The following is a 15,313-nucleotide window of genomic DNA, read 5'->3' as shown; positions in this document are numbered from 1 at the left end:
GTGTTCACGAGGCTGCCGCGAGCGGTTTTGCTCCCGCGTCCGTGCGCCTCGAAGGTTTTCGGGGTGGGGCGGTGGTGGCGCGAACCACCAGTTCGGTCGAGATGATCACCCGCTCCGTCTCGGCGCGGCCGCCCTGGAGAATTTGGCACAACAGGGCGACGGCCTGCGTACCCGATTCGGCGCAATGGGCCGCGACCGTCGTCAGGGGCGGATAGGTTCTTTCCGCCAGCACATCGTCGAACCCGACGACGCTCATGTCGCGCGGCACCTGGAGACCGCGATCGGCAAGCCCCGCCATGATGCCTTGCGCCACCAGGTCGTCGAACGCCACCGTCGCAGTGACGTCGGCCCGCAGCAATTCATCCGTCGCATTCTGTCCGCCCTGATAGGTCGGGTGAAGGGCCGGCACGGCCACAAGCGTGAGGTCCTGCGCCTTCGCGGCTTTCACCGCCGCCTTCTGGCGCTGCTGGTTGGCCCAGGAGGCGGGCGGCCCGCTCACATAGGCGATGCGGCGGTGCCCGAGATCGGTCAGATGGGCGATGGCCTGCGCGATACCCGCTTCCACATCCATGAGAATCCGCGGCAACCCGTCGATATCGCGGTTGATGAGGATCAGCGGGCGGCGCGCCGCATGGGCGCGGATGCGTTGCTCGTCGAGACGCGGAGACGCGAGGATGAAGCCGTCCACCTGCGCGGCGATCTTGGTGAGGAGAACGTCCTCCCGCTCCGGTTTTTCGTCGGAATCGCCGAGGAAGACCGCGAAGCCCGCCTCGTCGGCGCTCGCCTGCGCGGCGCGGATCAGAGGCGGAAAGAACGGATTGGCGATGTCGGGAACGATCAGCGCGATGTTGCCGGCGCGCCCGGTGCTCAGGGCCCGGGCGACCTGGTTGGGGACATAGCCGAGCCTCGACGCGACCGCGCGCACTCGTTCGGTGGTTTCAGGCGTGAGAAGCTCCGGCCGGCTGAAGGTCCGCGAGACGGTCGCGCGCGACACGCCGGCGGCGGCTGCCACCTCGGTGATCGTCGGCATCCTGTCCTTCGGCGTGGTCAAGGCCTGTGCCTCCCGCAACGGAAGACCTATGTAACCGGTTGCAGAGCCGTGTTGTCAAGCAGTCATGCCGTAACGGCATCTCGTGCGGGGAGAAGTCACCCTTCTCCGAAAATCGACGGCGTGCCGCCCGTATGGAGGATGCACGCGGCCTCGTCGGGCGGAAGGGCCCCGCCGGCGATGCCATCGAGCAACCCCGCGAAGGTCTTCGCCACATAGATCTGTTCCAGCATCAGCGCCTCGTGCCGGGCGAGCAGGGACGCCGCCGCGACGGACGCCTCGGTGGGAATACCGTAGCCTTCGCCCAGTTGCGCCACGTCGATGCGCAGGCGATCGGAGAGGCCCGCGGGCTGTTGTCCGAGCGCTCCGGCCAGTGCGCCGAGGATCCGGTCGAGGCGCTGGCGCAAAGTCGCGGCATCGTACTCGACGCTGATCAGATGAAAGGTCCACGGCAGGTTCAGGCAGGCGGCCCCGAAGATCATGCCGGCCTCGGTGACGCCCATCGATCCCGGAAGGATGATATGGTGGAGATCGCAGCCCATCGCGAAGGCCTGTTCGGCCAGTTCCTGCGCGGCGCGCACATAGCCCAGCGCCCCGACCAGCGGATCGCCCACGAGGTAGGGGCGTCGCCCGGCTTTCTCGAGATCGGCGACAGCCTGCCGCGCGAGGGCTCCGCGCTGCGCTTCGCTCACCGGGCCGAGCCTGCGGATCTCGGCGCCCAGGCGCTGCGTCAGCAATGCATTTCCGCGCAAGGGCAGCGACGCGTCGCCCGCATAGAGCACCTGCACCTCGAGGCCGATCTTTGCCGCTGCCGCCGCGGTCAGCCGGCATTGGTTGGAGGCAAGCCCACCCGCGATCACCAGCATATCGCTGTCGCGGGCAAGCGCCTCGCCGAGCCAGTATTCGAGGCTCCTGACCTTGTTGCCGCCGAACGCGAGCGGCATGCAATCGTCCCGCTTGACGAAGAGCAGCGGATGACCGGTCAGCGCTCCGATGCGGCGCATGGGCTCGAGCGGCGTCGGGACGCCCACGAGATCGATCCGGGGAAACCTGTCCGGCACCATCAGTCCAGATCGACGATCTTCGCCCCGCCGACGCGACGCTCGGCCCAGCGGGCGAACCGGAGCACCGGATAGCAATAGACGAAATACATGGCGGCGATCAGCCCGTAGATGAACAGCACGTCGCGGGGGAAGCGCAGGATTGAGATTTCGCCCTGGCGCGTCAGTTCCGAGATGCCGATCACCGACAGGATCGCCGTGCTCTTGATGATCATCACATAGACGCCGCTCATGGGCGGCACCGTGAGTTTTAAAGCCTGCGGCAGGACCACGTACCAGAGACGTTCGAGCCTCGTCATCCCGAGCGCTGTCGCGGCTTCGGATTGGCCGCGCGGCACGGCCTCGATGGCGGCCTTGACGATCTCCGCAACGTAGCTCGACGTGTAGACCGACAGGGCGACGAACGCGGCCGTCACCGAATCCCAGCTCAGCCAGGAGATGCCGGTATTCGGCAGCACGAAATAGAACAGGTAGAGTTGCACCAGAAACGGCGTCCCGCGCAGGGCATGAATGTAGAGGCCGAACACGCCGCTGAGCACCGGCACGCGCTGGCTGCGCACGATTCCGATCAGGAAGCCGATCAGCGACCCGGCCACGATGGCCACGAGCGAGATGTAGAGCGTCTCGACGAAGCCCTTCCACAGGAAGGGGAACAGCGCGGTGGTGATGGACCAGTAGCGTTCGATCATGGCATCAGCCCTGTGCGTTCCAGGCCGGACCGGCCAGCCGTCGCTTGACCATCCGGGCGAGCAGCAGGATGACCCCGTAGATCGCCAGATATCCGAGCGCGATGGTGATGAAGCTCTCGTTGGGCCTGACGCGTTCGCTGTTGAGCAAAATCCCGGCGCTCGTGAACTCGAACACGGTGATGATGGACAACAGCGACGTGTCCTTGATCAGCACCGCCGTCTGTCCGATGAGCGGCGGCAGCGTGTTGGCGAAAGCCTGCGGCAGCACGATGTGGCGAAGCCGCTCGTTATAGGTCATGCCCACCGCCTTCGCGCCTTCGATCTGTCCGCGCGGAACCGATTCGATACCAGCGCGGATGATCTCGCCCATATAGGGCGCGCTGTTGAGCACCAGCGCGGCGATGCCGAAATACATGTCGCTCCAGGTCTTGGCGACCGGCAGGAGCGCGGGAAGGCCGTAATAGACGAGGTAGATCTGCACCAGAAGCGGCGTCGCGCGGATGAACGCCACATAGGCCGCGATGGGACGGTAGAGCGCTTGGCGTCCCGAGAGCAGCGCCACGGCGATGAACGTACCGAAGATCACCGACAGAACGAGACTGATTCCGGCGGCCGTCAGCGTGTTGCCAAGACCGACCGCGAAACGGTCGAGATATTGGGCGACAATCCGGTAATTATAAAAGTCGAGAAGCCAATACATGCCAGCCCGATCGCCTGCATTCACAGAAGAGAGCCGGCCCGAAGGCCGGCTCCAAGGGGTTGATCGGGATTACTTGTGGTCTTTTTCCCAATCGGTGGAATTCCACCAGTAATTCACCTGCTTCTCCAGCCGGCGATCCGCCGTGACCAGCTCCACGTAGTTGTCGAGCCACATCTTCAGGTGGAAGGCGTTTGCCTGAACCGCGAAGGAGAGCGGCTCGCGGGTGATGATGCCGTCGAGGATCTTCAGGTTTCCGAACTCACGCACGAAGTTCGACACGTTGCCGAGGTCCGAGACCGCCGCGTCGAGACGGCCGCCCGACAGCGCCTGCGTGACTGCGGCCGTACCGCCGGCGAATTCCTTGAGGGTCGCCCTCGGCATGAACTTCTTGATCGCCTCGCCATAGGAGCTCGCCTGGGTGGCGCCGATGTTGAGGCCTTCCTTGTTGAGGTCTTCCCAGGCCTTGTAGGGCGCATCCTTGAGAGCGACCGCGACCGTCTCCTGGTAGAACATCGGACGCGAGAACAGCAGCTGCGCGGCGCGCTGCGGCGTCGGGGTCATGTCGGCGGCGATCAGGTCGACCTTGCCGGACAGGAGCGCCGGGATCAGGCCTTTGAAATCGTAGTCCTGGAACACGATCTTCACGCCAAGGTCGGTCGCCATCATCTTGGCGAGTTCGACCGCAAGACCTGTCCGTTCCCCCTTCTTGTTGACGAAGCTCACGGGTGCGCCCTGCGACTGCACGGCGACGCGCAATTCGCCGCGCTTGAGAATCTCGTCCATCTCGTCGGCATGCGCGACGCCGACGAAGCCCATGCACGCCGTGACGGCGGCCATGATGGCATTGCGAAGTCTCTTCATTGGTGTTCCCTCTGGTTGGTTGATAGGCGTTCCCGCGGCGCGTTTCGAGCGTCAGAGAATCTGGTCGAGAAAGGCCCGGGTCCTCTCGTGCGACGGGGAGGCGAAGAAGGCGCCCGGTTCACCCTCCTCGACGATCCGGCCCTGATCCATGAAGATGATGCGGTCCGCCACTTCGCGGGCAAAGCCCATCTCGTGGGTGACCACCGCCATCGTCATGCCGTCGCGGGCGAGTTTGCGCATGAGGTCGAGAATGCCGCCCACCATCTCGGGATCGAGCGCGGAGGTGGCCTCATCGAACAGCATGATCTTGGGGTCCATGGCGAGCGCGCGCGCAATCGCCACGCGCTGCTGCTGGCCACCGGAAAGCTGGCTTGGATAATGGTTGGCCCGGTCGGCGATGCCGACTTTGTCGAGCAGGTCGCGGGCCCGCGCCAGCGCCTCGCCGCGGGGCCGCCCGCGCACGACCACCTGCGGCAGCACGACGTTCTCGAGCGCCGTCTTGTGCTGAAACAGATTGAAGTGCTGGAACACCATGCCGATCTCGGCCCGCATCCGGTCGAGATTGGTGCGCTTGTCGCCGAGCGCCACGCCGTTGACGACGATGTTGCCGGAATCGAACTTTTCCAGCGCGTTCAGCGTGCGCAGCAGCGTGCTCTTGCCGGAGCCGGAGGGGCCGATGATGACGAGGACCTGCCCGGGCTCGATGGTGAGAGAAACCTCGTCGAGGGCGAGATGAGACCCGCGCCCATCCGCGGACGGGAAAGTTTTGGAGATCTTGTCCACCACCACGATGGGATTAGCCGTCATCACGACACCTTCCGATTGGCGGGAAAATTGCCCGAGAACGCCACCGCGACAGGCCCGGTGAGCGTGATGCTCTCGTCATCGTGGATCTCGACCCGAAGCAGACCGCCGGGCATCTCGACGGTGGCGCAGCTTGCGTCGGTCAGGCCTCGTCGCCGCGCGACCAGGACCGCCGCGCAGGCGCCGCTGCCGCAGGCTTGCGTCAGGATGCCGGGGCGTTCCCACACCACGAGGCGGAGCCGGTCGGGAGCCGCCATCTGGGCAACGCCCACATTGGCGCCCTCCGGCAACAGGGGATCGTTCTGCAGGACGGAGGCATGACGCGGCACGTCGACGGCGTCGCGATCCTCGACGAAACAGACGAGATGCGGATTGCCGAGGTTGACGGCGCTCGGTGCCCTCAGCGGTCCCGACGCAAGGTCGAGCGCGAGGGTGTCGGCCGGGGAGGCGAGCGGAATGCTCGCCCAGTCCCAGCGCGGTGCCGGAAGCCGAAGCGAAACCTCGCCGGCGCCGGCGACGCTGGCGTGGATCAGGCCGCCGAGGGTTTCGAGAAGGATCGAGTCGGAGCGGCTTTCGCCCAGGAGCATCGACGACACGCAGCGCGTCGCGTTGAGGCAGGTCTGCGCTTCGCTACCGTCCACGTTGTAGATGCGCATCCGCGCCACCGCCTCAGGGGCCGTCGGAGGCTCGATGACGAGAAGCTGGTCGCCGCCCACGCCCACATGACGGTCGCAGACCCAGCGGATGAAATCGCCCGACGGCGAAAACGCGTCCGCGCGGCCGTCGACGATGACGAAATCGTTGCCCAGGCCATGCATTTTCAGGAACGACCGGCCTGGAGATGGAACAGCAGTCAAGATGGAACCGCGCAATAACAGAACCTGCCTACGACCCGGCGGCAAGCGGGACCGCAGACTGGTCTTTGCGCATCGGCAAGTCAAGCAGGCCGCCTCTGGCCCGATACGGAGCGCGGCGGCAATCGATTGGCGCAGGGCCGAACTTCGCCTAAAGCTTCCAACACCGAGTATCTTTGGCGCGAGATCGCATGTCCCGTTCGTATGTCGATTCCTACTACAGCCGCACGCTGGCATCCTCCGAGACCTATCCGCCCGCCGAGGGGTCGATCTCGACCGACATCTGCATCGTCGGCGGGGGTCTCGCGGGGTTGACGGCCGCCCTCGAACTGGTGCGAAGCGGCCGGTCGGTGGTGGTGCTGGAGGCGCAACGCGTGGCCTGGGGGGCGTCGGGCCGAAACGGCGGCTTCGTCACGCCGGGCTATGCGACCTCTCTATCAGCCATCGAGCGCAAGGTCGGGCAAGCGCAGGCCGAAGATCTCTATCGCCTGTCCATCGAGGGCATGGAGATCGTGAGGCGCAACATCGAGAACCTCTCCATCGACGAGGCCCAGCCGACCTCGGGCATCATGCGGGTCGTGCGCTACGACGGCGGCGCCGGCCTGAGGGCCTTTCGCGATCTCCAACAGGAGAAGTTCGGCCGCAAGCTGCGCTATCTGCCCAAGGAGGAGACGCGCGCGGTTCTCCAATCACCGAAATACCACGCGGCGCTGCTGGAGGAGGATTCGTTCCACTTCCACCCATTGAACTACGCCCGCGCGCTGGCCCGCGAGATCGTCCGCCTCGGCGGCCGGATCTGCGAAGGGTCGCCGGTCGTCTCGGGCGATTTCGACGCTAAACGAAAGCGCCTCCGCACGGCGGGCGCGACCGTCGATGCGGAGAACGTGCTGTTCACCACAGGCGGCTATACGGGGAACGTCTTTTCGCCCCTTCGCCGAGCCTATCTGCCGATCAGCACCTACGTGCTTCTGACGGAGGCCGCCCCCGAGCTGATCGCGAGCGCCATCCGCACCAAGGCAGGAATCGGCGACGACCGCCGCGCGAGCGATTATTACCGGCTCGTGGAAGGCGGGTCGCGTCTGCTCTGGGGCGGGCGCATCACCACGCGCACCACGGACCCCCGTGACATCGCCCAATTGCTTCGCCACGAGATGGTCACGACCTATCCGCAGCTCTCCGACCTCAAGGTCGAGATCGCATGGTCGGGGCTGATGTCCTATGCGCGCCACCTGATGCCGCAGATCGGGCAATACAAGCCCGGCCTCTGGTACTGCACCGCCTTCGGCGGCCACGGCATGAACACGACGGCGATCGGCGGCACCGTGGTGGCGGAGGCGATCAAGGGCGAGAGCGATCGCTTCCGGCAGTTTTCCGCCTTCGGCCTGCCGTGGAACGGCGGCGTGTTCGGCACCGCGGCGGCTCAACTCACCTATTGGGCCTACCAGGCTGCGGACTTCGTGCGGGAGCGCCGGCCGTGAGGGATGCCACGGGAGACAGAATCGGGCTGGCGCATCTGCCGACGCCGCTCGAGCCCCTGACGGTTCTGAGCACGTCTCTCGGCGGCCCGGAAATCTGGGTCAAGCGCGACGATTGCACCGGCCTCGCGGGCGGCGGCAACAAGGCGCGCAAGCTCGAATACCTCATGCACGACGCCATGATGCAGCGCGCCGACACGATCATCACCGCGGGCGGCATCCAATCGAACCACGCGCGGCAGACGGCGGCCGCCGCCGCGAGGCTCGGGCTGCGCTGCATCCTGCTTCTCACCGATTCGGTGCCCGGGCAAGGCGAGCTTTATCATCGCGGCGGCAACGTTCTCCTCGACCGCCTCTTCGGCGCCGAAATCCGGCTTGTCGGCGGGGAGGTGGATCCGCTGGTTGCCATGGCTGAGATCGCCGAGGAGTGCACTCAGGACGGAAGGCGACCCTATGCGATTCCGGTGGGCGGTTCGAATGCCATCGGGGCTCAAGCTTATGTGGATGCTGCCGGCGAGATGCTCGACCAGGCGGCGGACGCGGGAATCGGGTTCAGCCATGTGGTGCTGGCGACCGGCAGCGGCGGCACCCATGCGGGCCTGGTCGCCGGGCTTTCCATCCGGGGTGCATCCACCGAGGTCGTGGGCGTCAGTGTCAGCCGGCGGCGCGAGGAGGCAATCGGCAGGGTCGCCGACCTCACCCGCGACACCTTCGCGCTTCTTGGCCTCGACCGTGCGGTTCCCGAAATCTCCATTGACGACCGGTTTGTCGGCGAAGGTTACGGCCTTCCGACCTCCGCGATGGCGGACGCGGTTCGGATGGTTGCGCGACGCGAGGGCCTGCTTCTCGATCCGGTCTATACCGGCAAGGCGATGGCGGGCCTCATGGCAATGGTCGCCGAAGGCCGATTGACGCCGGCCGACCGGGTTCTGTTCTGGCATACGGGCGGGAGCTTTGCGCTCTTCGCCTATGAGGAGGTTTTCGCGGCTACGTGAGAACATCGCCGACGATTGACCGCGCGGCCATTTAGGGCACAGTCGCGAGTGGACCGAACACCGGGCGGGACTCATGGGCGGGGATTTCATGGGCAAGACAGTGCCGGCGGACAATATCAGGCTGAAACGGGCCTACGAGCCCCCCTCGCCGGAGGACGGCGCGCGCATCCTCGTCGACCGGTTGTGGCCCCGGGGCGTGACGAAGGACGAAGCGGCGATCGATCATTGGGCCAAGGATCTCTCTCCCAGCACGGCGCTGCGCAAGCGATTCGGGCACGATCCCGAAAAATGGGACGCCTTCCGTCGAGCCTATGCGGAGGAGCTTCAGGAGAGCGAGGCGCAGCTGAAAAACCTGCGCGAACTCGCCAGAGAGCGGAAAATCACGCTCGTCTTCGCGGCCCGCGAAGAAAAGCGCAATAACGCGGTCGCCCTGCGCGATATCCTTCTGGGCCGGTGAGGCTTCAGCAGCCCCCGCGCTCCTACTCATTCATGAGTACGTTCCGGCCGGTTCCGGCGATCCATTCGCTAACGCAGTAATACTTCAGGAACGTTGTCAGCCCATCGGGAAGGGAGAAGGATGACGGCCGTAAGCGAAGAAACTTTTCTCCGCTGAGGCGCACAGCCTTGGCGTCGTACAATTTCCAGTATGCGTCCCCGCGTCTGAAGATTGTCGCCCCAGACCTGTGCCTCCCTCCTGTCGCGCACACGGAGTTGCACATGAGTTCCGGCATTCTTCCCGCCTCCCTCGAGGACCTCGAAGCCCGCAATTCCGACGGAACCGGCAACAACGCTGCCGGCCTCGGCAGGCCCGGTCTCTACGTCCGTGTCTCGGACAACAGCTATGCGGATGGGGCCGGGGCGATGGAGGTGGACGGGCTTCCGACGCCGCGCGCGATCAGCAACACGATCCTGGCGCAGCCGCAGGTGGGCGGCGTTGACGTCGACCTTCCGAATGCTGCCGAATACAATGAGTTCTTCCAGTTTTTCGGCCAGTTCATCACGCACGACATTACCGAGGCGGCCGGTGGCGGTGCGCCCGTGTCGGGTGTGGACGGCGTTCCGTTCTTTGGCCGCACGTTGTCGACCCCCGTCAATGGGGTCCAGGAGCAGATCACCAACGCGACGAGCTTTCTCGATCTGTCCATGGTGTACGGCACCAGCGACGCGATGCGGGACCTGCTGCGCGACAACGTCGTGGTGAATGGTGCGACCGTCCAATCGGCCAAGTTGCTCACATCTCTCTCTGGTGTGTTGCCGAGCTTTCAGGACGTGGCGACTGATGCCGGAGTATCCACCGACGACGTATTCGCAATCAACGGAGGAACGACGGCGCTGGGAGCGAAAGACATAACGCTCCTCGTCTCCGGCGACGACCGCACCAACCAGAGCGCCGCGCTCATCACCCAACACACGATATGGCTGCGCGAACATAATTATCAGGTCGACCGTCTCGCGGCGAAATTTCCAGGCTGGAACCAGAACCAATTGTTCGAGGCCGCCCGGGCGATCACCGAGGCCGAATGGCAGCATGTGATCTATTCCGAGTATCTGCCCAAACTCCTCGGAGCGAACGCCATTGCAGATTATACGGGATACAAAACATCCGTCGATCCGTCGGTCATCAACGAATGGGCGACCGTCGCGTTTCGGTTCGGTCACGACCAATCGAGCAATTCGTTGAACACGCTTGAGGAAAACGGCGGCGTCGCCGGCACTTTCACGCTCGCCGATGCATTCAACCTCGCCAATGCGTCAAAAGCCATCCGCACTGGCGGCAATCTCGACGAGTGGGTGCGCGGGCAGCTCGCGCACCAGACTCAGGAAATCGACGGCAAGATTGTCGACGGCAACCGAAACCTTCTGTTCGGCACCAACAACCCCGGAGTCACTCTCAGCATCGACCTCAACGTCTTCGACATCCAACGCGGGCGGGACCACGGTGTCGGTGACTACAACACCTTGCGGAAAGGCCTCGGTCTCGGCACTTATGACAATTTCGCAGAGTTCGCGAGCGACAATAATCTTGATTCAGAGACCCTCAGGTCACTTGTCGATGTCTATGACAATGACATCACCAAGCTCGATTCCCTCGTCGGCGGTCTTCTGGAGAAAAAAGCGCCGGGATCACAGCTTGGGGTAACGTTTACGATTCTGACAGTGATGCAGTTCGAGCGTGTTCGCGACGGCGACCGTTTCTACTACGAACAACGGTTTGCAGAAGAGCCTGATCTCATTGCGGCAATTGAATCGACATCTCTCTCCGACATCATCGCGCGCAATACCGGCCTCCAGTACATGTACCACGACGCTTTCGCGGCGCATGAACGTGTGGGCGGGACGGACGGTGCCGAAACCCTGAACGGCTTTGCCAAGAAGGATCTCATCATCGGCTTCGCGGGTGACGACGTCGCCAATGGCGGCGACGGCGACGACGATATCTATGGCGGACAGGGCAACGACCATCTGCGCGGGCAAGCCGGGAATGACAGGCTCGCAGGCGAAGCCGGAAACGACACGCTGGAAGGCGGGGCGGGCAGCGACCGCCTCAATGGCGGCGACGGCTCCGACACCGCGAGCTATGCGGCCTCGGCGGCCGTGGCGATCGACCTGCAGAGTGGCAGCGCATCGGGCGGGGAGGCCAGCGGCGACACCTTAGTGTCCATCGAGAACCTGATCGGCAGCGCCGGCGCTGACGTGCTCTCCGGCGATCAGGGCAACAACCAGTTGAGCGGTGGGGCCGGAAACGACGCGCTCCAGGGAGCCGCCGGCAACGACACGCTCGACGGCCAGGACGGCAATGACTATCTCGACGGCGGCGCGGGCGCGGACCTCATGCGCGGCGGGACGGGGGACGACGTCTATTTCGTTGATGACGCCTTCGACATCGTGTTCGATTCGAGTGGCTACGACACGGTCTATGCCAGCGTGAATTATACGCTCGCGGCCGATTCCGGAATCGACGCCTTGATCATTACCGGCGGAAATGGGGTCAACCTTTCGGGCAATGCCTTCGCCAATATCCTCATGGGCGGAAGCGGGCCCGACCGTCTCGACGGGCTTGGCGGCAATGACCGATTGTACGGCAATGTCGGAAACGACAAGCTCTATGGCGGGCGCGGCATTGATTATCTGTTCGGCGACAGCGGCAACGACCGTCTTTATGGGGGCGCGGAGAACGACAGGATGTCGGGGGGTGCCGGCTCCGACACCTTCGTGTTCAACACCAGGCCGAACAAGAAAACCAATCTCGACAGGATCGCGGATTACAGCGTCAAGTACGATTCGATCGCGCTCGACGATGCGGTCTTTAAGAAGATCGGCAAGGGAAGCGAGACGAAACCCGGCAAGCTCAGCAAAAATTACTTCACGCTCGGCGACCACGCGAAAGATTCGAACGATCACGTGTTCTACAACGGCAAGACCGGCATCCTGTATTACGATTCAGACGGCACGGGAGGCGCCAAGGCGGTCGAGATCGCGGTGCTGAAGAAGCATCTGAAGATGACCTACAAGGATTTCTTCATCGTCTGAGCGGGGGTTCCACCGGCGATGCGGGTGCCTTAAGAAATAAGTCGCCTTGAAAGCCGGTCGCACATATGCACTCTCTGGCGATCTTACGATCAGGTGGCATGTGCCACACGTCCAGAGAGGAAAAATCATGACGAATCACGTCGCTCGGCGCTGGGTATTGGGCGCGACAGCGGTCTTGGGCCTGACATTCGCAGGCGTCGCCGCCGCGCAGGCCCCCACCTTCTTCCGCATCGGAACGGGCGGCACCGCCGGCACCTACTTCCCCATCGGCGGCCTGATCGCCAATGCGATTTCGGGTTCCGAAGGCAAGGGCGTGCCCGGGCTCGTCTCGACGGCGGTCGCGTCGAACGGTTCGGTCGCCAACATCAACGCGGTCCAGGGCGGCTCGTCGGAATCCGGCTTCACGCAGTCTGACGTGGCCTTTTGGGCCTACACCGGCACGGGCCTCTATGAAGGCAAGGGCAAGGTCGAGGATCTTCGGCTGATTGCCACCCTCTACCCGGAGACCATCCATCTGGTTGCGCGCAAGGGCGCCAACATCAAGTCGGTGGCCGATCTCAAGGGCAAGCGCGTGTCGCTGGACGAGCCCGGCTCCGGAACGCTGGTGGATGCGCGCCTCGTGCTGACCGCTTTCGGGCTCACCGAAAAGGACGTCCACGCCGAATACCTGAAACCCGGCCCGGCCGGCGATCGCCTCCGCGATGGCGCGCTCGACGCCTATTTCTTCGTCGGCGGCTATCCGACCGGAGCCATCTCCGAACTCGCCACCTCGTCGGGCATCGAACTCGTGCCGATCAACGGCGCGCCGGTCGAGAAGCTGCTGGGCGAGTACAAGTTCTTCGCCAAGGACACGGTGCCAACCGGTGTGTACCAGGGCGTCGGCGAGACGCCGACCATCTCGGTCAATGCCCAGTGGGTGACCAGCGCCAAGCAGCCCGAAGATCTGGTCTACAAGATCGTCAAGTCGGTCTGGAACGCCGATTCGCGCAAGCTGCTCGATGCCGGCCACGCGAAGGGCAAGCTGATCACGCTGCAGAACGCTACCAGCGGTCTCGGCATTCCGCTGCATCCGGGCGCGGAAAAGTTCTACCGCGAAGCCGGCGTCCTGAAGTAAGCGCCGATCAGGGAGGCGCGCTCGTCGCCTCCCTGTCTCTCTTTCTCACCGTTCATCATCACGTGAAGACGCGCGCAGACGCGTAAGGGGACGTTTCATGTCCACAATGGAACTCGACGAGGCGAAAGCCCGGGAACTCGAAGAAAAGTTCGATTCCGAAATCCGTTTCCGGCCGCTGGCGCCGCTCGCCGCGAAGCTGGTGGGCGGGCTCCTCGTGGTGTTGTCCCTGTTCCATTACTACACGGCGGGCTTCGGCCTGCTGCCCGAGATGATCCATCGCGGAATCCATCTGTCGTTCGTCCTCGGGCTCGTGTTCCTGGTCTTCCCGTTTTCCAAGCGCGGTTACGACCAGCCGACGAAATCCACGCTTCTGCGGCCCCTCGGCATTTCGGTGATCGATTGGGCGCTCGCGATCGGCGCCGTCATCGCGGTCTGCCATGTGCCGCTCATTCCGTTGGACGATCTGGCGTTCCGGGTCGGTAATCCCACCCGCACGGACGTGATCCTCGGCGGACTGCTGATCGTCGTGCTGCTCGAGGCGACCCGCCGGTCAGTGGGCTGGCCGTTGCCGATCATCGCCATCCTGTTCATGGCCTACGCGATCTACGGCCAATCGATGCCGGGCATCCTCGTGCATCCCGGCGCCACGTATTCGCAGTTGATCGATCACCTTTATCTGACGAGCCAGGGCATCTACGGCATCGCGCTCGGCGTGGTGGCAACTTATGTGTTCCATTTCGTCCTGTTCGGAGTCTTCGCAACCCGAATGGGACTCGGACAGCTTTTCCTCGACAACGCCGCCTGGGTGGCGGGCCGGTATTCGGGCGGCCCCGCCAAGGTGTCGATCTTCGGCTCGGCGCTGTTCGGCATGATCTCCGGTTCGTCCGTCGCCAACACCGTCACGGTCGGCTCGCTGACGATTCCGGCGATGATCCGCCTCGGCTACAAGAAGCATTTCGCGGCCGCGGTCGAATCGACCGCCTCCACCGGCGGTCAGATCACGCCGCCCATCATGGGCGCCGCCGCCTTCCTGATGATCGAGTTCCTGGGCCTGCCCTACAGCACCATCATCCTGGCCGCCATCGTCCCGGCCTTCATGCACTTCTTCGGCGTGTTCATGCAGGTCCATTTCGAGGCCAAGCGCAACGGGCTGCGCGGCCTGCGCCCGGACGAGATGCCGGACCTGAAAGAAGCCTGGCGGCGCGACTGGCCAACCGTCATTCCGCTCATCGCCCTGATCGGCATTCTGGTGGCTGGGTATACGCCCTATCTGGCGGCGTTCTGGGGCATCACGCTCTGCATCGCGGTGGGTCTGTTGAACCCGCGCCGACGCATGTCCATCGGGGAGGTCTTCGAGGGTTTGCGCGACGGCGCGAAATATGCGCTCGCGGTCGGTGCCGCCGCCGCAACGGTCGGCATCGTGGTCGGAGTGGTGACCCTCACGGGCGTCGGCTTCAAGCTGTCCTTCATCGTCACGTCGACGGCCGCCAACCTCGCGGACCTCGTGGGCGCGATCCTGCCGACCTGGTTTGCAGCGCCCACGACCCTCACGTTGCTGTTCACCCTCGTGATGACGGGCGCCGTCTGCATCCTGATGGGTTGCGGCATTCCAACGACGGCGAACTACATCATCATGGTGACGATCGCCGCGCCGGCTCTCGTGCTGCTCGGCGTCGAGCCCATCGTGGCGCATTTCTTCGTCTTCTATTACGGCGTGCTGGCTGACATCACGCCGCCGGTGGCGCTGGCGGCCTACGCCGCCGCCGGCATGGCGGGCGCGGATCCGTTCAAGACCGGCAACACGGCCTTCCGTCTCGGCCTTGGCAAAGTGCTTGTCCCGTTCGTCTTCGTCTTCTCGCCGTCGCTGCTGCTGGTGACGTCGGATTTCACCTGGGCGAATTTTACCCTGGCATTCGTCGGCTGCGCCCTCGGCATCACGTGTCTCAGCGCCTCCCTGTCGGGCTGGTTCCTCGTGGCGACGCGCGGCTGGGAGCGGATCGTGCTGATCGTCGCGGCGCTGCTGCTGATCGCGCCGGAGCTCTATTCGACGCTGCTGGGCGGGTTGCTGATCATCCCGATCGTCGTCAGGCACCTCGTGGCCTGGCGCGCGGGACCCGTGCCGGCAACGGTCTGAGGGAACGGCGCGTTCGAGAATTCCTGTTCCGGCTCGGTCGGGACAGG

13 protein-coding genes are annotated in these 15,313 nt (G+C 64.4%); 6 read left to right on the top strand and 7 right to left on the bottom strand.

Going from position 1 to position 15,313, the window contains the following annotated elements:
- Window positions 1–4: 4 nt before the first annotated feature.
- The 7 genes from AC1DVM_RS00595 to dapF form a co-directional block, all read right to left on the bottom strand.
- Complete coding sequence (locus AC1DVM_RS00595) at window positions 5–1,051, bottom strand: LacI family DNA-binding transcriptional regulator (protein WP_477251075.1); 1,047 nt, start codon at window positions 1,049–1,051, stop codon at window positions 5–7.
- 95 nt (window positions 1,052–1,146) lie between these two features.
- Window positions 1,147–2,112 (bottom strand): 1-aminocyclopropane-1-carboxylate deaminase/D-cysteine desulfhydrase, encoded by a 966-nt coding sequence (locus AC1DVM_RS00590; RefSeq protein ID WP_477251073.1) that lies wholly within the window; start codon window positions 2,110–2,112, stop codon window positions 1,147–1,149.
- Complete coding sequence (locus tag AC1DVM_RS00585) at window positions 2,112–2,798, bottom strand: amino acid ABC transporter permease (RefSeq protein ID WP_477251072.1); 687 nt, start codon at window positions 2,796–2,798, stop codon at window positions 2,112–2,114. The genes AC1DVM_RS00590 and AC1DVM_RS00585 overlap by 1 nt, the downstream gene beginning before the upstream one ends.
- 4 nt (window positions 2,799–2,802) lie before the next feature.
- Entirely contained in the window at window positions 2,803–3,498 is a 696-nt protein-coding gene (locus AC1DVM_RS00580) for an amino acid ABC transporter permease (protein ID WP_477251070.1), read from the bottom strand.
- A 69-nt stretch (window positions 3,499–3,567) separates the two neighbouring features.
- Complete coding sequence (locus AC1DVM_RS00575) at window positions 3,568–4,359, bottom strand: ABC transporter substrate-binding protein (protein WP_477251069.1); 792 nt, start codon at window positions 4,357–4,359, stop codon at window positions 3,568–3,570.
- 51 nt (window positions 4,360–4,410) lie between these two features.
- Window positions 4,411–5,166: an amino acid ABC transporter ATP-binding protein gene (locus AC1DVM_RS00570; RefSeq protein ID WP_477251067.1), complete on the bottom strand. Its 756-nt coding sequence runs from the start codon at window positions 5,164–5,166 to the stop codon at window positions 4,411–4,413.
- The gene (dapF, locus tag AC1DVM_RS00565; protein ID WP_477251065.1) at window positions 5,166–6,020 is read right to left on the bottom strand and encodes a diaminopimelate epimerase; all 855 of its coding nucleotides are present in this window, start codon (window positions 6,018–6,020) and stop codon (window positions 5,166–5,168) included. The genes AC1DVM_RS00570 and dapF overlap by 1 nt, the downstream gene beginning before the upstream one ends.
- A gap of 188 nt (window positions 6,021–6,208) precedes the next feature.
- Between dapF and AC1DVM_RS00560 the strand changes: the two genes are divergently transcribed.
- The 6 genes from AC1DVM_RS00560 to AC1DVM_RS00535 all read left to right on the top strand — a co-directional run bounded on the left by AC1DVM_RS00560 (window position 6,209) and on the right by AC1DVM_RS00535 (window position 15,266).
- Complete coding sequence (locus tag AC1DVM_RS00560; protein ID WP_477251063.1) at window positions 6,209–7,495, top strand: NAD(P)/FAD-dependent oxidoreductase; 1,287 nt, start codon at window positions 6,209–6,211, stop codon at window positions 7,493–7,495.
- Window positions 7,492–8,487, top strand: coding sequence for a D-cysteine desulfhydrase family protein (locus tag AC1DVM_RS00555; protein WP_477251061.1), 996 nt, complete (start codon window positions 7,492–7,494; stop codon window positions 8,485–8,487). The genes AC1DVM_RS00560 and AC1DVM_RS00555 overlap by 4 nt, the downstream gene beginning before the upstream one ends.
- 73 nt (window positions 8,488–8,560) lie before the next feature.
- Window positions 8,561–8,944 (top strand): DUF488 domain-containing protein, encoded by a 384-nt coding sequence (locus AC1DVM_RS00550; protein WP_477251060.1) that lies wholly within the window; start codon window positions 8,561–8,563, stop codon window positions 8,942–8,944.
- 260 nt (window positions 8,945–9,204) lie between these two features.
- Entirely contained in the window at window positions 9,205–12,018 is a 2,814-nt protein-coding gene (locus tag AC1DVM_RS00545) for a peroxidase family protein (RefSeq protein ID WP_477251059.1), read from the top strand.
- Between the two features lie 127 nt (window positions 12,019–12,145).
- Window positions 12,146–13,132, top strand: coding sequence for a TAXI family TRAP transporter solute-binding subunit (locus AC1DVM_RS00540; RefSeq protein WP_477251058.1), 987 nt, complete (start codon window positions 12,146–12,148; stop codon window positions 13,130–13,132).
- A 97-nt stretch (window positions 13,133–13,229) separates the two neighbouring features.
- A complete protein-coding gene (locus AC1DVM_RS00535) occupies window positions 13,230–15,266 on the top strand; it encodes a TRAP transporter permease (RefSeq protein WP_477251056.1) in 2,037 nt (678 codons plus the stop codon).
- Window positions 15,267–15,313 lie beyond the last annotated feature (47 nt).

The organism is Microvirga sp. P4_A5, from assembly GCF_056402495.1.
Note: the sequence above shows the minus strand (reverse complement) of the source record. Positions and strands in the feature narration are given on the sequence as shown.